The 25,767-nt window shown below is 44.2% G+C and carries 26 protein-coding genes and 1 other annotated feature; of the genes, 1 reads left to right on the top strand and 25 read right to left on the bottom strand.

Features of this window, described 5'->3' with window-relative positions; translation table 11 throughout:
* Nucleotides 1–54: 54 nt before the first annotated feature.
* Both NFU07_RS12280 and NFU07_RS12275 read right to left on the bottom strand, forming a co-directional pair.
* Nucleotides 55–1,143: a M42 family metallopeptidase gene (locus NFU07_RS12280; protein ID WP_251478550.1), complete on the bottom strand. Its 1,089-nt coding sequence runs from the start codon at nucleotides 1,141–1,143 to the stop codon at nucleotides 55–57.
* A gap of 71 nt (nucleotides 1,144–1,214) precedes the next feature.
* The gene (locus tag NFU07_RS12275; RefSeq protein ID WP_251478548.1) at nucleotides 1,215–1,700 is read right to left on the bottom strand and encodes a dUTP diphosphatase; all 486 of its coding nucleotides are present in this window, start codon (nucleotides 1,698–1,700) and stop codon (nucleotides 1,215–1,217) included.
* Between the two features lie 90 nt (nucleotides 1,701–1,790).
* Between NFU07_RS12275 and NFU07_RS12270 the strand changes: the two genes are divergently transcribed.
* Complete coding sequence (locus NFU07_RS12270; protein WP_251478546.1) at nucleotides 1,791–2,171, top strand: sigma-w pathway protein ysdB; 381 nt, start codon at nucleotides 1,791–1,793, stop codon at nucleotides 2,169–2,171.
* A 1-nt stretch (nucleotide 2,172) separates the two neighbouring features.
* On the opposite strand, the gene NFU07_RS12265 is transcribed toward NFU07_RS12270, so the two are convergent.
* The 23 genes from NFU07_RS12265 to NFU07_RS12155 form a co-directional block, all read right to left on the bottom strand.
* Complete coding sequence (locus tag NFU07_RS12265) at nucleotides 2,173–2,445, bottom strand: DUF1294 domain-containing protein (RefSeq protein ID WP_251478544.1); 273 nt, start codon at nucleotides 2,443–2,445, stop codon at nucleotides 2,173–2,175.
* A 57-nt stretch (nucleotides 2,446–2,502) separates the two neighbouring features.
* On the bottom strand, nucleotides 2,503–2,862 hold the full coding sequence (gene rplT / locus NFU07_RS12260; RefSeq protein WP_052651989.1) for a 50S ribosomal protein L20: 360 nt from the start codon (nucleotides 2,860–2,862) through the stop codon (nucleotides 2,503–2,505).
* A gap of 92 nt (nucleotides 2,863–2,954) precedes the next feature.
* On the bottom strand, nucleotides 2,955–3,155 hold the full coding sequence (gene rpmI / locus NFU07_RS12255) for a 50S ribosomal protein L35 (protein ID WP_033541514.1): 201 nt from the start codon (nucleotides 3,153–3,155) through the stop codon (nucleotides 2,955–2,957).
* 28 nt (nucleotides 3,156–3,183) lie between these two features.
* Entirely contained in the window at nucleotides 3,184–3,690 is a 507-nt protein-coding gene (infC, locus tag NFU07_RS12250; RefSeq protein ID WP_235199282.1) for a translation initiation factor IF-3, read from the bottom strand.
* 279 nt (nucleotides 3,691–3,969) lie between these two features.
* The gene (gene thrS / locus NFU07_RS12245; RefSeq protein WP_235198923.1) at nucleotides 3,970–5,898 is read right to left on the bottom strand and encodes a threonine--tRNA ligase; all 1,929 of its coding nucleotides are present in this window, start codon (nucleotides 5,896–5,898) and stop codon (nucleotides 3,970–3,972) included.
* Between the two features lie 102 nt (nucleotides 5,899–6,000).
* Nucleotides 6,001–6,237 (bottom strand) — a binding site (T-box leader).
* A gap of 58 nt (nucleotides 6,238–6,295) precedes the next feature.
* Nucleotides 6,296–7,231 carry a primosomal protein DnaI gene (dnaI, locus tag NFU07_RS12240; RefSeq protein ID WP_251478542.1) on the bottom strand — a complete coding sequence of 312 codons (936 nt, stop codon included), beginning with the start codon at nucleotides 7,229–7,231 and terminating at the stop codon, nucleotides 6,296–6,298.
* Nucleotides 7,232–8,593 carry a replication initiation and membrane attachment family protein gene (locus tag NFU07_RS12235; protein WP_251478540.1) on the bottom strand — a complete coding sequence of 454 codons (1,362 nt, stop codon included), beginning with the start codon at nucleotides 8,591–8,593 and terminating at the stop codon, nucleotides 7,232–7,234. It abuts the gene before it with no gap.
* Nucleotides 8,594–8,604: 11 nt separating this feature from the next.
* On the bottom strand, nucleotides 8,605–9,081 hold the full coding sequence (nrdR, locus tag NFU07_RS12230; RefSeq protein WP_235198920.1) for a transcriptional regulator NrdR: 477 nt from the start codon (nucleotides 9,079–9,081) through the stop codon (nucleotides 8,605–8,607).
* Between the two features lie 114 nt (nucleotides 9,082–9,195).
* Nucleotides 9,196–9,579, bottom strand: coding sequence for an adenosylmethionine decarboxylase (gene speD / locus NFU07_RS12225; protein WP_235198919.1), 384 nt, complete (start codon nucleotides 9,577–9,579; stop codon nucleotides 9,196–9,198).
* A 315-nt stretch (nucleotides 9,580–9,894) separates the two neighbouring features.
* The gene (locus tag NFU07_RS12220; protein ID WP_251478538.1) at nucleotides 9,895–10,914 is read right to left on the bottom strand and encodes a glyceraldehyde-3-phosphate dehydrogenase; all 1,020 of its coding nucleotides are present in this window, start codon (nucleotides 10,912–10,914) and stop codon (nucleotides 9,895–9,897) included.
* A 221-nt stretch (nucleotides 10,915–11,135) separates the two neighbouring features.
* Complete coding sequence (coaE, locus tag NFU07_RS12215; RefSeq protein ID WP_251478536.1) at nucleotides 11,136–11,741, bottom strand: dephospho-CoA kinase; 606 nt, start codon at nucleotides 11,739–11,741, stop codon at nucleotides 11,136–11,138.
* A gap of 10 nt (nucleotides 11,742–11,751) precedes the next feature.
* Nucleotides 11,752–12,621: a bifunctional DNA-formamidopyrimidine glycosylase/DNA-(apurinic or apyrimidinic site) lyase gene (gene mutM, locus NFU07_RS12210; protein ID WP_251478534.1), complete on the bottom strand. Its 870-nt coding sequence runs from the start codon at nucleotides 12,619–12,621 to the stop codon at nucleotides 11,752–11,754.
* Nucleotides 12,622–12,635: 14 nt separating this feature from the next.
* On the bottom strand, nucleotides 12,636–15,257 hold the full coding sequence (gene polA / locus NFU07_RS12205; RefSeq protein WP_251478791.1) for a DNA polymerase I: 2,622 nt from the start codon (nucleotides 15,255–15,257) through the stop codon (nucleotides 12,636–12,638).
* Nucleotides 15,258–15,410: 153 nt separating this feature from the next.
* Nucleotides 15,411–16,391, bottom strand: coding sequence for a protease modulator HflC (gene hflC, locus NFU07_RS12200; protein WP_251478533.1), 981 nt, complete (start codon nucleotides 16,389–16,391; stop codon nucleotides 15,411–15,413).
* Nucleotides 16,391–17,359, bottom strand: coding sequence for an FtsH protease activity modulator HflK (gene hflK / locus NFU07_RS12195; RefSeq protein ID WP_251478531.1), 969 nt, complete (start codon nucleotides 17,357–17,359; stop codon nucleotides 16,391–16,393). Before hflK ends, hflC begins: the two co-directional genes overlap by 1 nt.
* 219 nt (nucleotides 17,360–17,578) lie before the next feature.
* Nucleotides 17,579–18,793 carry a carboxylate--amine ligase gene (locus NFU07_RS12190; protein WP_251478529.1) on the bottom strand — a complete coding sequence of 405 codons (1,215 nt, stop codon included), beginning with the start codon at nucleotides 18,791–18,793 and terminating at the stop codon, nucleotides 17,579–17,581.
* Nucleotides 18,794–18,807: 14 nt separating this feature from the next.
* The gene (pnpS, locus tag NFU07_RS12185; RefSeq protein ID WP_251478527.1) at nucleotides 18,808–20,205 is read right to left on the bottom strand and encodes a two-component system histidine kinase PnpS; all 1,398 of its coding nucleotides are present in this window, start codon (nucleotides 20,203–20,205) and stop codon (nucleotides 18,808–18,810) included.
* The gene (locus tag NFU07_RS12180) at nucleotides 20,202–20,909 is read right to left on the bottom strand and encodes a response regulator transcription factor (RefSeq protein WP_251478525.1); all 708 of its coding nucleotides are present in this window, start codon (nucleotides 20,907–20,909) and stop codon (nucleotides 20,202–20,204) included. The genes pnpS and NFU07_RS12180 overlap by 4 nt, the downstream gene beginning before the upstream one ends.
* A 59-nt stretch (nucleotides 20,910–20,968) precedes the next feature.
* On the bottom strand, nucleotides 20,969–21,427 hold the full coding sequence (locus tag NFU07_RS12175; RefSeq protein ID WP_251478523.1) for a MaoC/PaaZ C-terminal domain-containing protein: 459 nt from the start codon (nucleotides 21,425–21,427) through the stop codon (nucleotides 20,969–20,971).
* Between the two features lie 166 nt (nucleotides 21,428–21,593).
* Complete coding sequence (gene mdh / locus NFU07_RS12170) at nucleotides 21,594–22,532, bottom strand: malate dehydrogenase (protein ID WP_251478521.1); 939 nt, start codon at nucleotides 22,530–22,532, stop codon at nucleotides 21,594–21,596.
* Nucleotides 22,533–22,597: 65 nt separating this feature from the next.
* Nucleotides 22,598–23,866 carry an NADP-dependent isocitrate dehydrogenase gene (gene icd, locus NFU07_RS12165; protein WP_251478519.1) on the bottom strand — a complete coding sequence of 423 codons (1,269 nt, stop codon included), beginning with the start codon at nucleotides 23,864–23,866 and terminating at the stop codon, nucleotides 22,598–22,600.
* Between the two features lie 80 nt (nucleotides 23,867–23,946).
* Nucleotides 23,947–25,062, bottom strand: coding sequence for a citrate synthase (gene citZ / locus NFU07_RS12160; RefSeq protein ID WP_251478518.1), 1,116 nt, complete (start codon nucleotides 25,060–25,062; stop codon nucleotides 23,947–23,949).
* Nucleotides 25,063–25,249: 187 nt separating this feature from the next.
* Nucleotides 25,250–25,633 carry an FxsA family protein gene (locus tag NFU07_RS12155; protein WP_251478516.1) on the bottom strand — a complete coding sequence of 128 codons (384 nt, stop codon included), beginning with the start codon at nucleotides 25,631–25,633 and terminating at the stop codon, nucleotides 25,250–25,252.
* Nucleotides 25,634–25,767: the final 134 nt, after the last annotated feature.

Here is a 25,767-nt window from a genome sequence, read left to right as displayed (position 1 = left end):
CTTTTTTCCACACAAAAAAATCCCCTCCCGCGAAATGCGGAAAGGGAAAATCATTTATTCAAACGTAATGCGCGCTACTGTGTCTTTGTCTAATTTCTTGATGACTTCGACAATTAGTTTCACTGCATTTTCGTAATCGTCGCGGTGCAGGATGCCTGCGTGCGAGTGAATATAGCGAGTTGCGACGCCGATTGCAAGAGCCGGTACGCCGTTTGCAGTCAGATGGATCGAACCTGCATCTGTTCCGCCGCCTGCAATCGTTTCGAATTGGTAAGGGATGCCGGCTTCTTCCGCCGTATCAACAACCAATTCACGCAAGCCGCGGTGTGAAACCATCGATGCGTCGAATAAAAGAATTTGCGGGCCAGCGCCCATTTTGCTTGTCGATTCTTGTGCCGTGATTCCAGGCGTATCACCTGCAACGCCCACATCAACTGCGAAGCCGATATCCGGCTGAATTTTAGCTGTTGCGGTTTTAGCTCCGCGAAGACCCACTTCTTCCTGGATCGTACCGACGCCGTAAACCACGTTCGGATGTTCCTGGCCATGCAGGTTTTTCAAAACATCGATGGCGATTGCACAGCCGATGCGGTTGTCCCATGCTTTTGCCATCATCAGTTTTTCGTTGTTCATCACAGTGAATTCGAAATACGGAGTGACCATATCTCCAGGAGCTACTCCCCACTCTTTTACTTCGTCGCGTGAAGATGCACCGATATCGATAAACATGTCTTTGATTTCGACCGGTTTCTTGCGGGCTTCCGGCGATAGAATATGCGGCGGTTTCGAGCCGATGACGCCGGTTACTTCTTTTCCGCTGCGCGTCGTGATTGTCACACGCTGCGCCAGCATCACTTGGTTCCACCAGCCGCCCAGCGGTTGGAATTTCAAGAAGCCTTTATCATCGATTTGAGAAATCATGAAGCCGACTTCATCTAAATGTCCAGCAACCATGATTTTGGGTCCGTCTGCCAAACCTTCTTTACGCGCGATCAAACTGCCGAGACCGTCTGTTTCAATCGAGTCAGCATAAGGCTCTATGTATTTTTTCATCACTTCGCGGGATTGGCGCTCATTGCCTGGCACCCCGTTAGCGTCAGTTAGTTCTTTCAGCATCAATACGGTTTCATCCATTTTAGCCATTATTTCGACCTCCTAAATAATTTGTACTTGTTTATTATAATAGATGAGCTTTCATTTATCAAAAAATTCGTTTAATACCCTTCTCTCTGCCGTCGGTAATTCTTTTCGTTTTTTGCAAAATATGCTTCTAACACATCCTCGTAGCTAAAGCCGAGCGCTGAAGCTATCCCGCCGTACCAGCTCCAAACTTCCTGATACGCCGACATCGAATGGTTGTCCATGAACTTCAAGATTTTTTCTTGGGTACCCAAAAAAAGCTCCGTTAAATCTTTGTGATTTACTGCACTTGGCCAACTTTCCAACATATTCAGGTTCTTTTCAATGCCCAGCGATAAAAGAAAGTGGATCGAATCCACATATTCTTCCAATAGCACCTCCTGAGCTGAAGGCCCTTTTGTGCTCCAGAACTTAAAGCAGCGCGTTTCATTTGCAAGCTCCGCCAATTCGATCAAGAGCGCCAACCCTTTTTTGCGGAATACATCTTCTTCGATTCCATGGTTAGACTGGATAAAACGGTCCAATTCTTCCTGCATTTCGAATAATTGATGTAAGTTCATAAAAACCCTCCTTTTTTCAATAAAATCTTGAAACCAAAGTACTTTTCGTCCGTATTATATAATAGAACCTATAGAGATGGGGGATTTCTCATGGCTTTTTTTATACGCCTCATTGTCATCGCACTTATCATTTATTTATTTTATCGATTGATCCGCTATGTAGTGGACCCAAAACGGAAGTTAGATGCTGCCATTGAAGCGAACACGTATTACTTCTACGATGATGTAAAAAATGTCCGCAAGAATTTTTTCATTACGCTTAGAGGCGCGGTGTTTGAAGGTGAAAAATATTTAGGGACGACCGAAGATGCTTTTGAAGTCGTTTCCATTTTCGTATGGGCTGAAAACCCGGACATGCTGCAGGGCTTTACGAGAGAAGACTTTTATTTCCTCGAAAAAGAAATTCAAATGAATTACCCTGCTGCCAAGATCAATTGGAAAAACCCGATCGAACAGCTAATGAAACAGTGAATCAAACGAAATTTAGGTAGCTCCACATTAATGCGGCTGCATCAATTACAGCCAGCATCAAAAAGCCTACGCGGAAATTGGTATGTTTTGTTTTATGGCGAAACATCATCATGCCGATGTAGGCGCCGATGCCGCCGCCAAGAATGGCGACTGACCATAAATTTTTCTCAGGTATCCGCTGGCCGCGCCGCTGTGCCTGAGTTTTATCCACTTTCATCATAATGAGTGCAAGCAGTGACAGCACAGTGAAATACCCGGCAATTATCAAGAACAAAAGAATCCCTCCATGAAAAAAAGACTGACGAAATTCGTCAGTCTTTTATTTTCAATATTATTTAGCTACTGCTTTTTTTGCAGCATCTACAAGTGCTGTGAAAGCTGCTGCATCAGATACAGCGATTTCAGCTAGCATTTTGCGGTTGATGTCGATTCCAGCAACTTTAAGACCGTGCATTAGACGGCTGTATGAAATGTCGTTCATACGAGCTGCTGCGTTGATGCGCGTGATCCATAGTTTACGGAAATCACGTTTTTTGTTGCGACGGTCACGGTAAGCATAGTTACCTGACTTCATTACCTGCTGGTTTGCTACTTTGAAAAGGATGTGCTTTGCACCATAATAACCTTTTGCTAATTTAATGACCTTTTTACGACGCTGGCGCGTCACTGTTCCACCTTTTACGCGTGGCATATCACATTACCTCCTGCTTGAATATATAAAATTCGAATTTTTGTTCGTGTGTTTGGCGAAGCCTGTCTCTTACTAGACGAGCGCTTTCGCTATTATTTCATGTTATAGATAAGAGATTTGATGCGTTTCAAGTCGCCTGCAGAAACAAGTTTCCCTTTACGTAGGTGACGTTTTTGCTTAGTCGATTTGTTTGCAAATAAGTGGCTTGTGTGTGAACGGTTGCGTTTTACTTTACCAGTTCCAGTTTTCTTGAAACGTTTCATCGCACCGCGGTGGCTTTTCATTTTCGGCATTTCGAGTTCCTCCTAAACAATTGATCTGTTATTCTTTTTCGTTAACTGGCGCAAGCATCAAGAACATGCTGCGGCCATCCATTTTAGGGCGCTGTTCAACCGTCGCAACTTCCTTGCATGCTTCTGCGAAGCGTTCAAGGACGCGCTGTCCGATTTCTTTGTGCGTGATCGCACGGCCTTTAAAGCGGATTGAAGCTTTGACTTTGTCCCCTTTTTCAAGGAACTTAATCGCATTGCGAAGTTTCGTGTTAAAATCGTGTTCGTCGATTGAAGGGCTCAAACGCACTTCTTTCACTACGATCACTTTTTGATTTTTACGAATTTCACGGTCTTTCTTTTGCTGTTCGAACTTGAATTTACCATGGTCCATGATACGTGCGACCGGCGGCTTAGCTTGAGGAGCCACTAGTACAAGATCCAAGTTGACACGTGCAGCAATTTCAAGTGCTTCGTTACGTGTTTTAATACCGAGTTGCTCACCGTTCTGATCAATAACCCGTAACTCACGTGCACGAATACCTTCATTTACATTGATGTCTTTGCTAATATTAATCCACCTCCGGATAGTGTCGCGAATAGCTTAACATGTGTAACCGACCATGTCGGCTTACAGGTCCGATCCAAAACAAAAGCGGATGGGCCTCGTTCGGCCCACCCGCAATTTATGACAGCACGCCGCAGCGTGATAAAGTCAAAATCGTGTCTACCTGCCAACAACTGGTCGATCAGGTGAGAAGCGGGTGCTCCTGCTTGCACATATAAGTATTCTATAACCTTATTCATAATACCATGCACCTAAAGGCATGTCAACACTTTAGCGAAGTTCACCTTGAATCATTTTCAAGAAATCGTCAAACGGCATGCTTTCGGATTTCTGTTCGCCGTATTTGCGGACGTTGACCGAACCGTTTTCAACTTCCTGGTCTCCAAGAACCAGCATATAAGGAACTTTTTGCATCTGCGCTTCGCGGATTTTGTAGCCAAGCTTCTCATCACGTTCGTCGATATCGACGCGCAATCGATGAGATTGCAATTTCTCTTGGACGTTTTTCGCGTAGTCGCTGTGTGCATCGAGCGATACCGGAATCACTTCCACTTGAACTGGAGCCAGCCAAGTCGGGAATGCCCCTTTGTATTCTTCGATCAAGAAAGCAACAAAACGTTCCATAGTCGAAACAACGCCGCGGTGGATAACGACTGGACGGTGCTGTTTGCCATCTTCTCCGATATAAGTCAGGTCGAAGCGCTCAGGAAGCAAGAAATCCAGCTGGACAGTTGAAAGTGTTTCTTCTTTGCCTAGAGCTGTTTTGACTTGGACATCAAGTTTCGGACCGTAGAATGCTGCTTCGCCTTCTACTTCCACGTAATCCAGTCCAAGATCGTCCATTGCTTCTTTCAGCATGGATTGCGCACGTTCCCACATTGCATCGTCGTCAAAGTATTTCTCTTTGTCTGCCGGGTCGCGGTAGGAAACGCGGAAAGAATAATCTTTAAGATCAAAGTCTTTATAAACATCGATCACTAAGTTGACAACGCGTTTAAATTCTTCTTTGATTTGGTCCGGGCGTACAAAAATGTGTGCGTCGTTCAATGTCATGCCGCGAACACGCTGCAATCCAGACAATGCACCAGACATTTCGTAGCGGTGCATCAAGCCTAGTTCCGCGATGCGGATCGGCAGCTGGCGATATGAATGGATGCCTTGTTTGAAAATCATCATATGGTGCGGGCAGTTCATTGGGCGAAGAACCAATTCCTCGTTGTCCATTTGCATGACCGGGAACATATCATCCTGGTAATGGTCCCAGTGGCCGCTTGTTTTATAAAGATCCACGCTTCCCATAACCGGAGTATAAACATGGTCATATCCTAAGCTTTCTTCTTTATCAACGATATAGCGTTCGATGATGCGACGGATAGTCGCGCCTTTTGGCAGCCACATCGGCAAGCCTTGGCCCACTTTTTGAGAATTCATGAATAAGTTCAATTCTTTCCCGATTTTGCGGTGGTCGCGTTCTTTCGCTTCTTCAAGCATTTCAAGATGCGCTTTCAAATCCTCTTTTTTGAAGAAAGCAGTGCCGTAGATGCGCTGCAGCATTTTATTGTCGCTGTCGCCTCTCCAGTATGCACCCGCCACGCTCAGCAATTTGAATTCTTTTAATTTGCCAGTTGATGGCACATGGATTCCGCGGCAAAGATCGAAAAATTCGCCTTGCTCATAGATCGATACTTGCTCATCTTCAGGAATCGCTTCTAAAAGCTCCAATTTATACGGATCTTCGATCGCAGCAAAGCGTTTTTGAGCTTCTGCGCGCGAAACGTCATGGCGGACGATTTCAATGTTTTCGTTAATGATTTTCTTCATTTCTTTTTCGATAGCCGGCAAGTCTTCTGCTGAAATCGATTCTGCTGTATCGATATCGTAGTAGAAGCCGTTTTCGATGACCGGACCGACTCCAAGTTTCGCATCTTTGTAAATGCGTTTGATCGCTTGTGCCAGTAGGTGCGCAGATGAATGGCGAAGGATTTCCAAAGCTTCATCCGATTCCGGCGTGATGATCGCAATGCTGCCGTCTTCTGCAATCGGTGATTTCAAATCAACCAGATGCTCGCCTACTTTACCAGCAAGTGCTTTCTTGCGAAGGCCTGGGCTGATTGACTGAGCAATTTCTTCAGTTGTTGTGCCTTTTGGAAACTCCTTTACTGCACCGTCTGGGAATGTTAATTGAATCATGTCTGACATTCTGCTCTCTCCTTTTTTATGTTCTAGGCCGAACATCTAGCCTTAGTTCGCGGCTTCCAAGATGTTTGCCCTAAATGAAACCAATAAAAAAAAGCCTCATCCCAAAGGGACGAAGCTTAAGTTCGTGGTTCCACCCTTCTTCTATCTTGAACGGACGAATCCAATTCAAAATGAAGCTCTGCATCGGCTAACGGGCCGGTACCGTCAATTGCTACTGAAGAATTTCACAATTGCTGCTCAAAGGTGGTAAGTGTGTTTGCCGTACTAAGAAGCTTTCAGCCGGGGCTTCTCTCTCTATAAGCCGTACAAATCCACTCTTGTCCTTGTCAACGCATTATTTAGTATCGATTGTTTTTACTATACGACGAAAACTTTAAAAAGACAACACCTTGTTTGATTAAATTCGTCGGTTTCGTCCGTCCAACATAACCGGAGCCGTCAAGGCACGTATGCGCTCCATTACACGCGCCGCTTTTAAATCTTCTTTTTCGCCGCGCTGTGAATACGTCAAATGATGCTGAAGTTCCGAATAACTGAAATTCGATGTCATGAAAGTCGGCAGCTTTTCAGCCATCCGGTAATGGAGAATCGTGCCGAGCACTTCATCGCGCGTCCAGCTCGACATCGCTTCTGCTCCGATATCATCCAACATCAAGACATCCGCCTTTTTGACATAATCCACTTTTTCCTGCAAGGTCTGGTCGCCGATTGCCTGTTTCATTTCACGCATGAATTCAGGGACGAACACCAAAACCGATTTAATGTTCTTTTCGGCTAACGCATTTGCCACCGCACTCAACAAATAGGATTTGCCGATGCCGAACTTGCCGTAAATGTACAAACCTTTTTCCGGCAGCTCCCCGGGACCCTTGGTAGCATCCAGGAAGGAATCGACGGCATTAAACGCTTCTAAGCGGCTCGCATCCAATTCAAAACCGGACAACGTCGCTTCCATGACTTCTTTCGGCATATACATGCTGTGGATCAATGATGACGCCCGGCGTTTGTTGTCGTGCTCGTTTTTCAGGCGACACGGCGTGTACGAAATGCCGATATTGCTGCGCTCAAGAACCAAATTCGGTTCAAAGCCTTTCAGGTGGTTGATGCAGGCACCAAGGCTCGGGCATTTATTGCAGTCATGGGATTGGTCGATGTATTCATAGAGTTTGCCCATGCCTTTGTCGACGATGCTTTTATCAATTTCCGAAGAATGTTCATCTAAAAAATGCTGAACGCCTGGATGCTCCAATACTTCCTGCCGCATCGCATTATAGCGCTCGGAAAAAGCAGGGGCATTTACGACACGTTTTAAGGTCTCCCGGATCGGTTCCATTTAATCACCCTTACCTTTCTTCATCGCATATTTCGCTAATAGTTTTTGTTTTGCCGCTTCGAGGTCTTCCGTGTTCTCCGCCTCTTTCGCTGGCTGAACATCGTCTTTCTTATAAAACCATTCCGGCAGTTTCTCTTCCCTTACCGGTTTCCGGCTGGAAGAAGAGCTTCTCGTTTTCGCTGCCGGAGATCCTTCCGATTTCCATTTCAAATACTGTTCGTGTTCGATACGCGCAAGATCCATCGCTTCCTTCGCCGTTTTAACGTTCTTACGGAGCCAATGGGACGCGAGCTTTTCAACGTACGCCTTTGTCAATTTCATATCCGTCCGCAACAGGACATACTGCAGGAGGACATTGACGACAGCAGGCTCCATGCCGTGCTGGATGACGAGTTGATTCGCCAACTGGACATCTGCCGGCAATGGCTCCTTGCCATTCGCAATGTCTCTTAACACTTCAACCGGAGAAGCCGATTCGAGGTAATCGATCAACTCATCTTCTTTTGTTTTCGGTGCTTCCTTTTTCGGAGCTTCCTGTTTCTTCACTTGAACCAATTGAGGGGCCGTCGTAGCTACGGTCAATTTATAATAATCAGCTGCCGCTTTCTTTAAACTCTCAAGCGTCAATTTATAATCATCGTCAATTGCGAGCAAAATGACTTTCTGCATTTCGAGGGGACCCCAGCTATACAGGAATGCGAGTTTCGCGATGAGTTCCCGGATGCTCGCCGTCAGCACTTTATGCGGCACCAACTGTTCAGACAGACCTTGGCGCAATAATGAAAAATCAAATTCCCCTTCAGCTTCATAAGAACCTTTTTTGCGTTCCTGCAAATTATCCGTTTGGGACGGATAGCCCGCTTTCGCATGGACCGGCTGGAAAATATCCGTAAATGTCCGGGATACTTCCGCATAGCCTTCCATGATTTCCCGATGGACCACAAACCGGTCTCTTACTTTGCGGTACGTCGTTTCCCCCACTTTACTGAAAAGGAACATGGACAGCAGCGGATCTGCAAAAAAACTTTTCGGATCGAGCGGCGGACAAAGCTCGTAGACAAATGAACGGTTTTCTTGGTCTTTGCGGTACGTTTTCAATAAGCCGATCGCTTCCAATTGGATCCGCGATTCGAAAATCCGCGAAATGGAGACACCGAGCGTATTCATTAACATATAATGCGTCGCTTCATCCGCGCTTTCTTCCCCTTCCGCCCAAAGCGTCAAGTAAAAAGCGATGGCTTCTGCACCGACAAGCGGCTGATAGAGGAGCGTCAGCAGCTGACGGTCATAATTCGAAAACGGATACGGCATAAGAATTCGGAAAGAATCTGCAGGCTGGAGTTCTTTATACATAGCTGTCATGATTCACCGCCTTACTCGGACTTCTTATCATCCGGACTCTTTTTTAATAAATCCTTCAACTCATCGATAAATACAGTAATGTCTTTAAACTGGCGATAGACCGATGCAAATCGAACATAAGCGACTTCATCGATGCCAGCTAAACGGTCCATGACCAACTCACCGACTTCTTCTGATTTTACTTCAGCATTTCCCTGGCGCCGAAGGTCTTTTTCAATATCGAATACAACGCTTTCAAGCACTTCAAGCGGCACTGGACGTTTTTCACAAGCACGGATCAAGCCTCGTAGAACTTTCTCGCGGCTAAATTCTTCACGCGACCCGTCTTTTTTCACAACAATCAACGGCATCTCTTCCACTTTTTCGAACGTCGTATAACGATAGCCGCAAGCTTCACATTCCCTGCGCCTTCTTATGGACTTCATATCATCAACTGGCCGCGAATCAACTACGCGTGTACCATTGTGCTGGCAAGCCGGACATTTCATTTCGACATCTCCCTAAACTTTCTATCTGTTTTTTCTAGTATAACAAAATTTCTTTGGGAAAATAGAAAAAGCAGAGGAATTTATCCCCTGCTTGATGTTTTTCAAAATAATGGATTATACAGTTACTGAAACTTTTGTTTCTCCAGTACCAACTGGACCCATGCCGCGTGGCAATTCGGTAACTTCACTCGCTTGTGAGTTAAGCGCCTTAGCGATATACTCCGCTGCAATAGTCGGATCAAGATCGCCGCAAGTATAAACATCTACACTTGCATAACCGTGTTCCGGAAAACTGTGGATTGTCAAATGCGATTCAGAAATGATTACAACTCCGCTTACACCTTGAGGTGCAAATTTGTGAAAAGCTACTTCTCTAATTTCCGCTCCGGATTTCAGTGCTGCATCAACAAAAGTTTGTTCGATATAATCCATATCGTTTAATTTGTCAAAATCACACTGCCAAAGTTCTGCAATTACGTGACGTCCCATTGTTTCCATGGTTCGTTTCCCCCTTTGATATCATTTTGTTTTCGTGCTCAAAATATTCAAAGTTGACTACCACGGGGGAAAGTTAGTCCAAAGAGGTCCTAACCCTTTAAGCAGTCATGTGAATAAAACACATGCTCCCTAATGCCTTCATCAAGTTTCCTGAAAACATAGAAGCTGGTAGTTAATTTTTCAACTACGAATGTTAGTATAAGGTGTATCTGTTCTAAATGCAATAAATTTAACGCAAGTTTTTTTCGGTGATTCCTAGACTGGCCAAAGACAAAGAAATACCGCGTTTCTGAAGCAGAAACGCGGTATTTTCAATCAAGCTTCAGCGAAGACCAATGCATCGGCCACTTTTTTTGTTAAGTCGATGACGCGGGCTGAATAGCCCCACTCGTTATCATACCAAGCTAAAACTTTCACTTTTCGTTTGCCGATCACCATTGTGGAAAGACCATCAATCACAGCAGATTTCGGGTTCGTGTTGAAGTCCACGGATACCAATGGTTCCATTGTCAAAGCCAAAATCCCATCCAAACCTTCTTCTGAAGCTTTGATAAAGGCTTCGTTCACTTCGTCCACCGTCACATCCCGCTCTAAATCTACGACTAAATCCACTAGCGAAACGTTTGGAGTCGGTACACGAAGCGCCATTCCATGAAGTTTCCCTTCAAGTTCCGGCAATACTAATGACAGCGCTTTCGCAGCGCCTGTAGAAGTAGGGATAATCGACTGGCTGCACGCACGCGCACGTCTCAAATCTTTATGCGGATTGTCTAAATTTTTCTGGTCATTCGTAAAAGAATGGACGGTAGTCATAAGGCCATTTTCGATGCCAAATGCATCATTCAATACTTTTGCGACAGGCGCAAGGCAGTTGGTTGTGCAACTTGCATTCGAGATGATGCTATGTTCGTCGACGTTGAATTTGTCTTCATTGACACCCATCACGATGGTAATGTCTTCATCTTTTCCTGGTGCAGTCAATATGACTTTACGAGCTCCCGCATCTAAATGAAGTGCCGCTTTTTCACGGGAATTGAATTTTCCAGTTGCTTCGATAACGATGTCGATGTCCATTTCTTTCCACGGGAGATTCAAAGGATCTCTTTCGTTAACGAGTTGAACTCGTTTGCCGTTAACGATTAATGCGTCTTCCTCGGAAGAGACGTCACCCGCAAAGGTGCCGTGATTTGTGTCATACTTAATGAGATGCGCGAGAGTTTCAGCAGGGTAACCAGCGTTTACAGCACTGATTTTAATGTCATCCATTAAAATTGCCTGTCTGAAAACCATGCGGCCAATACGGCCAAATCCGTTAATCGCAATAGAAATTGTCATTTTATGAGACCCCCATTTAAATAAGTCATACTGTTAATTTTTAATTTCTTATATAGTATAACACATTTACTGTTTTATGGAACCTTTAAATCTATCCCAATAAAAAAAGCCGGGCGACAGGCACCCGGTTTAGATCTTTCACGCTTATAGCGTGGTTTTCAGCATGTAGAAGAGCCGTAGAACGGCTGCTTAGATGCAATTTAAACATATCTGTTTCCTCATTACTCTCCTGACAATTCCTCGCGCCAAATGTCCAAGATGCGGTTCAGCTGCCATTTCGTTTCATCGAACGTGCCGTTATTATAAATTACGGCATCAGCCCCTTCTTCTTTCACCGACATTGGCAACTGAGAAGCGATGCGCGCACGCGCTTCTTTTTCGGTCAAACTATTCCGTTCCATCAACCGCTTCAGCTGATTTTCTTCAGTAACACTGACGACCAGAATCTTATCGACGAAATGCTGGAGCCTGCTTTCAAACAGCAAAGGGATATCCATAATGATGGTTTTATGCCCTTGTTCCAGAAGTTCGCTGCGCTGCCGAAGCATTTCTTGCCGGATAGCTGGATGGATAACATCGTTCAAACTTTTGCGGCTAGCCGGGTCGTTGAAAATCAATTCACCGACTTTGGCCCGGTCCATCGTCCCATCTTCTTTGATCACACCTTCTCCGAATAAAGCAGCGATCTTCACCAAGGTCTCTTGCCCTGGCTCTACCACTAAACGCGCCACTTGATCGGCATCAATAATAGGATACCCTAATTCTTCGAGCATTTTCGAGACGGTGCTTTTTCCACTCGCAATACTGCCAGTCAGTCCTATAATCATCTTCTTGCCCTCACTTTTGGCAGGTCGGACAGTAGACCGAAGTTCTTCCGCCAATCTGCAGAGATTTGGTCATACTGCCGCATTCCATGCATTGTTTTTTGCCGTACATGCCGAACCGGTTCTGCATATTGCCAGATTCCCCGTTGACATTGCGATAGTCGGAAATCGTGCTTCCCCCTGCTTCGATGCTTTCAAGCAAAATCGCGACAATCGTTTGGAACAGCTCCACTTTACGCGTTCTGCTGATTCGCTTTGCTGCCCGATTGGGATGGATTTTCATTTTAAACAAGGCTTCAGTTGCGTATATATTGCCGCAGCCTGATATCACTTGTCCGTCCATGATCACTTCTTTGATCGGTTTGTTCTGGTATTTCGGACTTTCGGCCATTTGAAGAAAATGCGCCAATGCACTTTCTTCAAATGGTTCCGGAGCCATTAAAAGCAGCGGAGGAAATTCCGCTTCTTCCTTTAATACCCGCATTTCGCCAAAGCGGCGAATATCGGAGAAGGCCAATAAATTGCCGTCGCTCAAGCTAAGCACCACATGGACATGCTTGCGGAATTTCTCTTCGCCGATCGACAGCAGGCTATCCACATAAAACCAGGCCCCGGACATGCCAAGGTGATTGACCAGCAAAAATTCGCCTTCTTTTTTTAACGTGAAATAAATGTATTTGCTGCGCCGTTCTACACTGATGATCTGTGCGCCCAACAAACGGCTGATGAACATGTCGGTCTCCATCCGTTTGATGATTGCTTCCTTGCCGCTCGTCTTTGAAATCCGAATCGTATCTGAAACAAAGACTTCTTCAATTTTCTTGCCGATTGCGGCAGGACGGATCTGGCGGACGACGCCTTCAACTTCTGGAAGTTCAGGCATTCATAAGCCTCCTGTTATTTTGTATCGTACCATGTATCGCCAAATGCAAAATCCACTTTCAACGGGACATTCAGCTCTACTGCATGTTCCATTACTTGCGGTACCAATTCCTTCAATTTTTCCAATTCTTCCGGCGGAGCTTCAAAAATCAGTTCATCGTGCACTTGCAGCAACATACGTGTTTTCAGCCCTTCGCGCTCCAAGGCATCGGCCATATCAATCATCGCTTTTTTAATGATATCAGCAGCACTGCCTTGGATCGGCGTATTCATCGCTGTACGTTCTGCAAAACTGCGCAAATTGAAATTCGAGCTTGTTATATCCGGCAAATAGCGCCGGCGATTCATGAGCGTTGTCACGAAGCCGTTTTTCTTGGCACCCGCTACGATATCGTTCATGTATCCTTTAACTCCCGGGAAGCTTGCAAAATACCGGTCAATAAAAGCTTGGGCTTCTTTACGGGTGATGTTCAAGTTCTGGGAAAGGCCATAATCGCTGATGCCGTAAACAATGCCGAAGTTAACCGCTTTTGCCGCACGGCGCATATCGCCGGTCACTTCCTCAGCCGGCACATGGAACACATCCATCGCCGTCGTTGTATGGATATCTCGGTCGTTTTTGAAAGCCTCGATCAGCCGCTCGTCTTTCGACATTTCAGCCAGGACGCGCAATTCAATCTGTGAATAATCGGCTGCTACCATTACCCAATCAGGGAAAGAAGGAATAAAGGCTTTGCGGATTTTCCGTCCCTCTTCCAAACGCACAGGAATATTCTGGAGGTTCGGATTAATGGAACTCAAACGCCCTGTCGTCGTCAAGGCTTGCTGGAAGCGCGTATGCACTTTGCCGTCTTCATGGATTTCTTTCAATAGCCCTTCAATATAAGTAGAAAGGATTTTCCCGAGCTGGCGGTATAAAAGGATATGCGAAATGATTTCATGCTGGCCATTCAGCTTCTCTAACACATCGGCAGCTGTCGAATAGCCGGTTTTTGTTTTCTTAAGAACTGGCAGCCCCAGTTTTTCAAAAAGGACCACACCTAATTGCTTCGGTGAATTGATATTGAATTCTTCTCCAGCCAAACTGTGGATCTCCGATTCGATTTTCACGAGTTTACCGGATAGCTCCTCGCCCATCGCCACTAATTGCTCTTTATCCACGGTGACGCCAAGCGATTCCATTGCACCTAGAATGGTTGCAAGCGGCAACTCCAAATTGCGGTACAAATCGTATTGCTCGTTTTCTTTTAATTTATTCAGCACCAAGGGCCGCACTGCCCAGATTGTACGCGCTTTTCTCGCAATGTGCTCATGCAGGATCGCGTCGTTCGGCACCGCTTTTTTTGCGCCTTTTCCGTAAACCTGTTCGTTTTGCGAGACCTCCGTATAGCCGTATTCTTGAACGATATTCGCCAAATCGGTATAGGTCAGCGAAGGATTGACGATGTAAGCACCCAGCATCAAATCGAAGTCGACGCCGTCTACTTCGACGCCGCATCGGAAAAAGGCGGCAGTAGACGCTTTGGAATCGGACATGTACTTCTTCTTCGTATCATCTTTGAACCAATCTTTGAACGCTTGCGATTCTTTGATGACATCCATTGGAATCACGTACGTTTTTTCGGCTGTTGCCAAAGAAACGCCGAGCAAGTCGCATGTATGGTACTGTTCATCATACAGCTCCAGGTGGACAGCCATTTCATCTTCAAGAATTGAGGGATCGATTTCACTCAGCACTTCGAAGACCAATTCTTCTTTTTCGGTTTCTTCAGCGGTGTATTCCATCTTTTCCAGCAATGATTTAAACGCTAATTCATTCCAGACTTTCACCAATTCATCTTGATCTGGCCCATCATAAGAAAGGTCATCAATCGCTATTTCAATCGGTGCCTGGCGTTCAATGGTTGCCAGTTTTTTGCTGATCAATGCCAAATCCTCATTGGCTTCCAGCTTTTCCTTCAACTTGCCTTTTTGCTGGTCAATGGCTTCATAGACGCCTTCTACTGAACCGTGGGCAGCGAGCAATTTGATCGCTGTTTTTTCTCCTACACCCGGTACGCCCGGGATATTATCTGAAGCGTCCCCCATCAAACCCTTCATATCGATGATCTGCGCTGGAGTCAGCCCATACTTTTCTTTAATGTGTTCTACCGTGTATTTCTCAATATCTGTAATGCCTTTACGGGTGATGTAAACAGTCGTCGACGGAGAAGCAAGCTGCGTCAAATCCTTGTCGCCGGAAATCACGATCACTTCATCGCCTGCTTGTTCAGCTTCTAAGCTCAATGTGCCGATAATGTCATCTGCCTCATAATTCGGCAATTCATACCGTTTAATGCGGTAGGCGTCGATCAACTTTCTCAAATAAGGGAATTGCTCGGATAACTCAGGCGGCGTCTTTTGGCGCCCTCCTTTGTATTCGCTGAACGTTTCATGCCGGAACGTCGTTTTCCCTGCATCGAACGCTACGATCATATGCGTCGGCTGCTCTTCTTCGAGGATTTTCTGCAGCATCATCGTAAACCCATAAACAGCGTTTGTGTGGATGCCGTGTTCGTTCGTAAGCAATGGCAGCGCAAAAAACGCGCGGTACGCCAAACTGTTTCCGTCCAATAAAAGAATTTTCTTCGCCACAATATTACCCCTCTCACTACTGACGATCTTCAAAAAGAATCGTTCTCTGCTTCGCCAAAACATTTGGCGGCTTCAATGTCTTCGATGAAAATAAATAAGCCATCATTCCTATCATTTTACCATGCAGGCAAAAAGAATAGAAATGACGGCTCTGTTTTATTCCAAATTCCCTGTTAAGATATTTGCGTAAGGGGAATCTGACGGCAAGATGATGACTGTATCCTCGCCAATAGTTTTCGTATAGGACTCCAAAGACCGGTACAGCTGATAAAAATCAGGGTCTTTCGAGAACGACTGATTGTAGATTTTAGCCGCTTCAGATTCGCCTTCTGCCTGGATCAATGCTGCTTCTTTACGGGCAGTTGCGATCAATTCTTGGGCTTCGCGGTCTGCCTGGGCTTCGATTTCGCGTTTTTTCGCATCGCCTTGCGACAAATAGTCCTGGGCTGTGGAATCGCGTTCAGAAATCATCCGCGTATAGACGGACTGCTCGTTTTCTTCCGGCAAGTCGGTGCGTTTAATGCGAACGTCGATGACTTGTATGCCGTATTTGTCTTTCTCTAACAATTCATTCACTTTTTTTGTGACATTGTCATTCACGCTGCCGCGTGATGAGTTTTCATCGTTGATGATATCCTCGTAATTCAATTGGCCAAGTTCCGCTCGGACAACTGAGTAGATAAACTCTTCCATACGGGATTCTGCGTTAATGATCGTTCCAGCATTGGAGATCAGATCGATCGGATTTACAACTTCCCATACCGCGTAATTATCGATAATAATTCGTTTTTTATCTTTTGTATTGATTTCGGCTTCTGAAACATCATAGGTCATTTGGTAATTCGGCAAAGTAGTCACGCTTTGAATAAAAGGAATCTTCATTTTTATGCCGGGTTTTTCATGAATATCGACGACTTCACCGAATTGGCGCACTACGCGGTATTCGTTTTCTTTTACAACATATACATTTGTCAAGATGATGAGCAATGCCGCGAGTACGACAACTGCGCCGACAATAAGTTTCCAATGCTTTTTAAAATTGATCGGTTCTTTCGGTTCTTTTTTCTTTTTTGGCTTTTTGGGGTTTTCCCATGGATTCGGCTTCGGAGATCCCGATATCGGTTTGTTCGGCTCCATTAGTTTCCACTCCCTTCTTCTTCAGCTTCAGCAGCTGGCGGCACGACAGACTGCATGCTCTCAAGCGGCAAATATTTCATCGTTCCGCCTTCATCATTCATGATATAAAGTTTTGCGTTCGGCAACACCGTTTCCAATGTTTCAATGATCAGGCGCTGCTGTGTAACTTCAGGATTTGTACGGTATTCAGCATAAAGTTTGTCGAATACTGCGACGTCACCCCGCGCTTGTTCAACACGCGACACTTTTTGCCCTTCAGCGCGTGAATTAATAGCCGCTTTTTCACCAAGCGCTTCATTGCGTTTCTGATTTTCATATTTTTTAGCTTCATTAATTTTTGTGTTCATCGTTTCTCTGGCATCCGTCACATTGGTGAATGCAGCACGCACTTCTTCATTCGGCAATTCCACGTCTTGGAGTTTAACTGCCAAAACAGATATGCCGATATCGTATTTATCGATGAGCGATGCCAACAAATCACGTGTTTCCGATTCGATTTCTGCTTTCCCTGAAGTCAGGGCATCGTCGATCAATGAGCTGCCGATGATGGAACGGATGGAAGCGGAAGTGGCATCATGAAGGATTTCCCGAGGCGCTTCTGAACTGAACAAGTATTTTTTAGGATCTGTAATTTTCCACTGGACAATCAAATCCGCAAGGACGATATTTTCATCTCCGGTAATCATTTTGGTCTCTGCATCGTAAGAAGTGATTTCCCCTTGTTCGTTCTGGCTATAACCGAATTGCAAGCTGTAGGTTTCTTTTGAAAGGACTTCAGCTTTTTGGATTGGCCATGGCAATTTAAAATGCAGCCCCGATTCTGTAACGGTTTCATTCGCTACCCCGAATGTGATGATGACGGCTTGTTCGGATTCATCTACTGTATACCATGAAGTGAAAACTGCGATTAATAGGACGATTCCTAAAACAGCCAAACCGATGACGCTTAGCATTTTTTTCGTAGTCATGTAATGACCCCCTTTTTATTATGTATACTTATTCTACGAAGCAATATTAAAATAGTTTCATAAAATTAAGCGTTCTCTCATGAATCTCTTTAGCTTTTTGAATTGCACACGAAAAAGAGCCCCGGGTTAGAGGGCTCTTTTTCTATTTATGCGGTTTAAAGGGGGTTCTTAGTAACCATAACACTCTATTGTGAAGGCAGTATTAACGTTTTGTAAATATTACCACTGATTATTTTTATATTTCTTATAATAATTGATTTGCCGTGCAAACAAATACAGCTTCCGCTTTAAATGCGTATCCTTTTTATAAAATAGCGGATTTCCGTATTTGCCTTTTTTCAATAGCTCTTTAATATCTCGCTGTACGGCTTTATTGTCTACAAATTTTTTCAAGACGATTTTCGGCACGACCGTGAATAGGAAATCTTCATTTAAATAAGTAACCGGTTTTTCAACGTGATAAATGAGGTCATCGACGAAATAAGAAGCCATATTATGACCGAGCGCCGTGACGTAATAACTCGAACGCCCTTGGCGGATGTTCACTTCGAAGACTTTAAATTTCCCGTCGCGTTCATCGTACTTCAAATCGAAATTCGCAAATCCAGTATAGCCTACCGCTTCAAGGAAATTCTGGAGCTTCACCATCATTTCTTTATCGAAGCGTGTAATCAATGCTGTATAATTGCCGATTGCCGTAACCGTATGTTCCTGCAGCACCACTTGGGCAAATGTAACGAGCTGTGTTTTGCCTTTTGAACTTGCATAGATAACTGAATCCCACATATACGTATCATCGCCAGGAATGAAATCCTGGATAATCAGCTCGTCATCATAGCCGCTCGCAATGATTGTATCGATGACTTTATTCAGCTCTTGCGGCGTTTCAACCTTATATACTTTTTGCTGTCCTGCAAATTTATTGAGATTGTATTGGATTCCGTTGCTCGGCTTGATAATGACTGGATACATCATCTGTTCTTCGAACGGCACACCTGACCGGCAATCATAAAAGAACGTAGTCGGTGTTTCAATGCCATGTTCTTTGCAAAGCTTATAGAAATTCGCTTTTACTTGAAGTTGATTCATCAGATCTTCATTGATGTAATTGAAAACAAAATGCTCTTTTAAAACTGAAGCATTCTCAATGATCAGCCTAACATATAAATCGTTCGTGCCGATCAGCAATAATGTCTTGCCCGGCGTTCTGTATTTACGTGCAATATCGGTTAGAATTGATGCAAATTGAGCAGAATCAGCCAAGCCGGAGCGCAATTCGATCGTCTCTGTAATATTGCTCATTGATGTAAATGATAAAGGTTCTTTGCCGACTAAAATCGGCTTAATCCCATAAGCTTCGTGAAATGAAATCGCCATATTGTAGGCATTCATATCCGTTCCTACAATGATTGGCAAAAAAGGTAATGTATCCATGCTTTCCTCCTAAATTAACTCCCTAAAGGCAATTGAACAGTAAATTTGGTCCCCACTCCTACAGTGCTTTCCACCTCTACTTTTCCATGATGCGCCTCTATTAAATGTTTTACAATTGATAACCCTAATCCGGTGCCGCCGGAATTCCGGCTTCGTGCCCGGTCAACCCGATAAAAACGTTCAAACAAGCGTCCAATTTCAGAAGCTTCAATCCCAATTCCTTGGTCTTCCACTTCAATTAGGGCGGACTTGCCTTTTGTATATAGCCTTACAGTAATCGTGGTTTCAGAAGATGAGTAAGTAATCGCATTGACTAAAAGATTCATCATGACCTGCAGCAGGCGGTCCGGATCTCCTTGCAGAATAACCGGCTCGAGCTGAAGATCCAGTTTGATGTTCTTTTCTTCGATTCTTCTGCTCACCATTTCTTCTGCCCGTTTAATCACTTTTTCCATATCTGTCGGAAGCGCATTGACTTGGAATCCGGCTTGTTCCACTTTCGACAGATCCAACAAATCGTTGATCAGCATTTCAAGTCGATTGCTTTCCGTATGGATGATTTCAAGAAATGACAGCAATGTCGCTTCGTCCGCATGGGCGCCGTCAATCAAGGTTTCGGAAAAACCTTTTATAGAAGTTACTGGCGTACGCAGCTCGTGAGAGACGTTCGCCACAAAATCTTTGCGGACTTGTTCAAGCCGTTTTAATTCGGTGATGTCATGCGAAACGATCACAATCCCAAGCCATTGTTCGTGGTCTCCGAGCACCGGTGCACCATATACGTCAATATTCTTTGTATGGATGCCCTGATTAAATTCCAACTGATCTCTTGCCGCCTGCTCTGTCATGAAAACTTGTTCGATAAATCGCTCGAACACTTCCGGCAGCGGAATTTCTTTGTAAAACTTTTGATGGATTTGTTCTTCTTTCAAATTGAACTCATCCATAAAAGATTTATTGACCAATGCCACACCGCCTTGCCGGTCAATCATGATCAAGGCACTTCCCATGTTCTCAATCAAGGTTTTTAGGCGTTCCTGCTCCATTTCACGGACGGCCGTGATTTCCTGCAGATTCCGCGCCAATATATTGATCGTGGAACTTAATTGAACCGCTCCGACATTGCCATATTCAAAAGCCCGGGCCCGGTAATTTCCTTTAACGAGCTCCAAAGCGGTTTGAGTAACATTTTCAATTGGAAGAGCTTGTACCTTAATGATCCGATAACCGACAAGAGCCGAAAACAATAAAGCACCGATAAAAATCAGCGCCAAAATGATCCATACTTCCGTTTTGTCTTCAGCTTCTGCATACATTGGAAAAAGTTGGATGACTATAATAAGAAGACATGCTAAAAGCAAGCCAATCCACGCGAGTATAGTCAGCAGAAGGCGATGCCTGAATGACTTCATCCTGCTTTTGGCTCCTCGAATTTATACCCGAGCCCTCGAATTGTCTTTATAAAAACGGGTTTCCGGCTATTTTCTTCTATTTTTTCACGTAAATGGCTAATATGTACATCTACAATCCGCGTGTCTCCCGCAAAATCGTATTTCCAAACGGCACTTAATAACTGGTCTCTCGTCAATACCCGGTTTTTATTTTCCATCAAATATACAAGAAGTTCAAACTCTTTTGGGGTAAATTCAATTTGTTCGTCATTTAAGAATACTTCGAACCGTTCTGGATAAACACTTAAATTCCCCAATATTAAAGGAGCAGATGAATCATGCACTTCTGCCGGCGTCGTCTGGACTCTCCGCAGAACCGCTTTAATACGGGCTACGACTTCACGCGGACTGAAAGGTTTTGTCATGTAATCGTCAGCACCTAGTTCCAAGCCCAGCACTTTATCAAATTCATCGCCTTTAGCCGTCAGCATAATGATTGGTGTATTGATTTTTTGCTGGCGTAGCGACTTGCAGACTTCGACTCCATCCATAGAAGGCAGCATCAAATCAAGGACTATGAGAGAAGGTTTTTCACTCATCGCCATCTCATAGCCTTCTTTCCCGTCATAAGCGACAATCGTTTCGTAGCCTGCCTGCACCAAGTTGTAAGATAATAAAGTCGCAATCGAATGTTCATCTTCAATGATCAATATTTTGTTCAGCATTTAACATCCTCCACATTCAGTTTGAAACCCCCATTTCAAACCGCTTTACTGCTCACTTTTTAATGCTGTGCCACCTGGTTCTCCAGTTTGGGCGGATTGACGAGAACTGTTCCCGAAATCAATAAATTGCCTTTTTCATCTGATGCTTCGATTTTTATGGTGACCTCGTTGTCTTCTATATCAATTTCCGCTAATTCCAAAAAGAAATTAAAGGTGGAATAGTGATAGACAGGTCGATGAAATTTTATTCGCTGTTCATTAATATAAGATCCAGGGCCTGGTAAATATTTTGAAATGGCCGAAGTGATAATTCCCGTCAACATGATGGTGGGCACGACCGGTTTTTCGAAAGCCGTTTGTGCAGCAAAATCATGCTGGATGTATAGTGGGTTTCCATCGTTGGTAAGTCCGAGGTAAAGAAGAAGATCTTTGTCTTCAATCGTTTCTGTCAACTGCAGATTTTCTCCTATTTTCAGGTCTTCTATTCTACGGCCTAGTTCACGCTTTTTTCCAAGCAATAATAAGTTCCCTCCCCAATCTTAATACTCTTATAGTATCAATTATGTGATGAAAAGTGCAAGCGCCTAGACAATCATTGCGCCTAAGGCCTTTACGACTATTGCAGAAAAATTTTAGAGAATAGAAAACCGGGCTCGGATTTCTCCTGCCCGGTTCAAAATGGCGTTAAGCCAGAACATTCATGACCGCTTTGACTGATTCTGCGGATTTGTTTAATAAAGTTTTTTCTTCTTCATTTAAATCGATTTCAAGAATTTTTTCAATGCCTCCCGCACCTAGAATGGTCGGCACACCTAAATAGATGCCATCCATGCCGTACTCGCCTTCTAAATAAGCAATGGTAGGCAAAATGCGCCGTTGGTCTTTCAATATGGCTTCAGCCATTTCAACCAATGATGCAGCGGGTGCATAATAGGCGGAACCGTTCCCTAGCAGGTTGACGATTTCTGCGCCCCCTTTACGGGTGCGGTCGACAATTTCCGACAGCCGTGCTTCCGGTATCAAAGTTTCCAAAGGAATTCCGCCCGCATAGGAATAGCGGACTAGGGGCACCATATCATCTCCATGTCCGCCTAGAACAAATCCGGTAACATCTTTGACTGATACATCCAATTCTTCAGCAACAAAAGTCCGGAAACGTGCTGAATCCAAAACACCGGATTGGCCAATCACACGTTCTTTTGGAAATCCTGATTCTTTAAAAACGGTATAAGTCATCGCATCAACCGGATTGGTCAAAACGATAATTGTTGTTTGAGGTGAGTATTTTACGATATCTGCCGTAACAGCTTTCATGACTTTCTGGTTCGTTTGTACAAGGTCATCTCGGCTCATTCCCGGTTTACGTGCAATTCCCGCCGTAATGATGACCAAATCCGAGTCTTTCGTATCTTCATAATTGGATGTCCCGCTCACATGCGCATCAAAACCTTGTACAGGAGATGCTTCGGCCATATCGAGCGCTTTTCCTTTGGCTGGATCCTCCATTTGGGGAATATCCACCAATACGACGTCACCTAATTCTTTTTGGGCCAATAAAAAAGCCGTAGTCGAACCTGTAAAGCCTGAACCGATAACTGAAATCTTTTTACGCTTCAATGTCATAAAAACTCTCCTTTATGGTTAAAGTAGGTATAAAAAAAGAGAGGGATAGCCTCCCTCTCTTTATCTTATAGGTTTTTGATCAATTCGTCAGCAAACTCAGAGCATTTCACTTCTGTAGCGCCGTCCATTAGGCGGGCAAAGTCATAAGTTACAACTTTAGAAGCGATTGTTTTCTCCATTGAGTTTGTGATCAATTTAGCTGCTTCGTTCCATCCTAAGTGTTCAAGCATTAATACGCCTGACAAAATGACAGATGAAGGGTTTACTTTATCTTGTCCAGCATATTTCGGAGCAGTACCATGAGTCGCTTCGAAAATTGCGTGGCCAGTGATGTAGTTGATGTTCGCACCAGGTGCGATACCAATTCCGCCAACTTGTGCAGCCAAAGCATCAGAGATGTAATCTCCGTTCAAGTTCATTGTTGCAACCACATCGAACTCGCTTGGACGTGTAAGGATCTGCTGTAAGAAGATATCAGCGATTGAATCTTTAACAAGGATTTTTCCAGAAGCAAGAGCTTCTTCCTGTGCTTTGTTTGCAGCGTCAGTACCTTGCTCATCTTTAATCGCATCGTATTGGTTCCAAGTGAATACTTTATCGCCGAATTCTTGCTCAGCCACTTCGTAGCCCCAGTTTTTGAAAGCTCCTTCAGTGAACTTCATGATGTTCCCTTTGTGAACCAATGTCAATGATTCACGGCCTTCAGTGATTGCGTAGTTGATCGCAGCACGTACTAAGCGTTTTGTTCCCTCTTCTGAAATTGGTTTGATTCCGATTCCTGAAGTTTCAGGGAAGCGGATTTTGTTAACGCCCATTTCGTCTTTAAGGAATGAAATCAATTTTTCAACTTCTTCAGTACCTTTAGCGTATTCGATACCTGCATAGATATCTTCAGTGTTTTCACGGAAGATGACCATGTCAGTGTCTTCAGGACGTTTAACCGGTGAAGGTACGCCTTCGAAGTAACGAACTGGACGCAAGCAAGTGTAAAGATCCAATTCTTGGCGAAGAGCCACGTTCAATGAACGGATACCGCCGCCGATTGGCGTTGTAAGAGGTCCTTTGATCGCGATCAAGTATTCGCGGATTACGTCAAGTGTTTCTTGTGGAAGCCATTCGCCAGTTTCGTCGAATGCTTTTTGGCCAGCAAGAACTTCTTTCCATACAATCGCTTTTTCACCATTATAAGCTTTGTTTACTGCTTCTTCTAAAACGCGTGAAGCTGCATTCCAGATATCTGGTCCAGTACCGTCACCGATAATGAATGGAATAACTGCTTGGTTTGGAACGTTCAATACGCCGTTTTCAACTGTAATTTTTTCGCCGTTTGTCATGTGTAATTGCCTCCTGAGTTCAAATTGATAGGGCTGCACAAGGTGCAAGCCCTATTGTTTATGATACTTTTACGCTAATCTTATCGTTCTTCAACTGGGATGTATTTCTGCATGCCAGGTCCGATGTATTCTGCGCGCGGACGGATCAAGCGGTTGTTTGAATACTGCTCAAGGATATGAGCCAACCAGCCTGAAGTACGTGAAACAGCAAAAATCGGTGTAAATAAGTCGTGTTCAATGTTCAATGAATGGTAAACCGATGCAGAATAGAAATCAACGTTCGGTGGAAGGTTTTTCTGTCCAGTTACAATTTCATCGATTTTGACTGACATATCGTACCATTTTTCTTCGCCACGGATTTTTGTCAGCTTTTGAGACATTTCACGCAAGTGTTTGGCACGAGGATCACCTTTGCGGTATACGCGGTGTCCAAAGCCCATGATTTTTTCTTTGTTAGCAAGTTTTTCAGTGATAACAGATTCTACGTTCTCTACAGAACCGATTTCTGTCAACATTTTCATTACTTGTTCGTTTGCTCCACCATGCAACGGCCCTTTTAAAGCTCCGATTGCAGCAGTGATGCCTGAATATACATCAGATAAAGTCGCAACCGCAACGCGAGCTGTGAAAGTCGATGCATTCAATTCGTGGTCAGCATGAAGAACAAGCGCTTTGTTGAAAGCTTCCACTTCGATGTCTTCTGGCATTGTGCCAGACAACATATAAAGGAAGTTAGCTGCAAAGCTTAAATCTGTTTTAGGAGCTACCGGCTCTTGGCCATTGCGGATGCGGCCGAAAGCAGTTACAAGCGTCGAAATCTTCGCTTGGATTTTAATCGCTTTACGGTAGTTCGCTTCAGGTTCCATTACTTCCGCTTCTTCATCGAATAAGCCAAGCATTGAAACGGCTGTGCGAAGAGCAGCCATAGGATGTACTTTTTTAATATCGTATGTTTTGAAATGATCAAGAACTGCTTGCGGCACCGCCATGTTGTCTGCTAATTGCTGCTTAAGCTCTGCCAATTCATCAGCTTTTGGCAAACGTTGATGCCAAAGCAAATAAATCACTTCTTCAAAACTCGCGTTGACTGCTAAATCATCGATATCGTAGCCAACATATGTAAGTGTGTCATCAATAATTGAACTGATGGCAGATTGTGTAGCTACTACACCTTCTAAACCTTTTGCCGATGTCATATAATTCGCTCCTTCTCCAGTATATTTCATCACTCCAAAAAAAAAGCCCGAAATGATGGGTTATCTGTCTTTTTGTAGACTTCCGCTGAATGCCTTACTAGACCATTATAATCAATGTTGAAGAATTTGTGAATGAAAACGCTTGTTTTTATTAGAAATTCCTTTAAAACGATGAATTCACTCGGAATTATCGTACGATAATCCGAGCGTTTTTCATCTTATTGTTCAAAAGTTTCATTATAAATGGTTTGTAGATTTTCTGAGTCGGAGCAAACAATAAAGAGAAACCGACCGCATCCGAGATAAACCCAGGAGTCAGCAGCATTACACCGCCTACCAAGACAAAGGCCGCTTTCAGCAATTGTTCGCCCGGCGGCTCGAATCTATTGAAGCTCTCTTGAATATCCCTTATGGCTTTTAAGCCTTGTTTTTTCGCTAAAAAAGCTCCCAGCAAACCTGTTCCCAAAATCATTAATAATGTCGGGAAAAACCCAATAGCTCCCCCGGCCCAAATCAAAATGGCCAATTCCAGTGTCGGTACAATGATCAGAGCTAAGAAAATCCATTTCATCGTTTGACTAGTCCCCCTATTTTGTTCGATTCCGATTTTCCTGCCAACAAGCATTTAATGGATGCTTGCCGGCTTTCTGAAATCGGAAACCCAGGCCGCACTCCAGCTAGAAAAGCAGGTGAGCGAGGTAGCTG

The organism is Planococcus sp. NCCP-2050 (assembly GCF_023708025.1).
Lineage (GTDB): Bacteria > Bacillota > Bacilli > Bacillales_A > Planococcaceae > Planococcus.
Note: the sequence above shows the minus strand (reverse complement) of the source record. Positions and strands in the feature narration are given on the sequence as shown.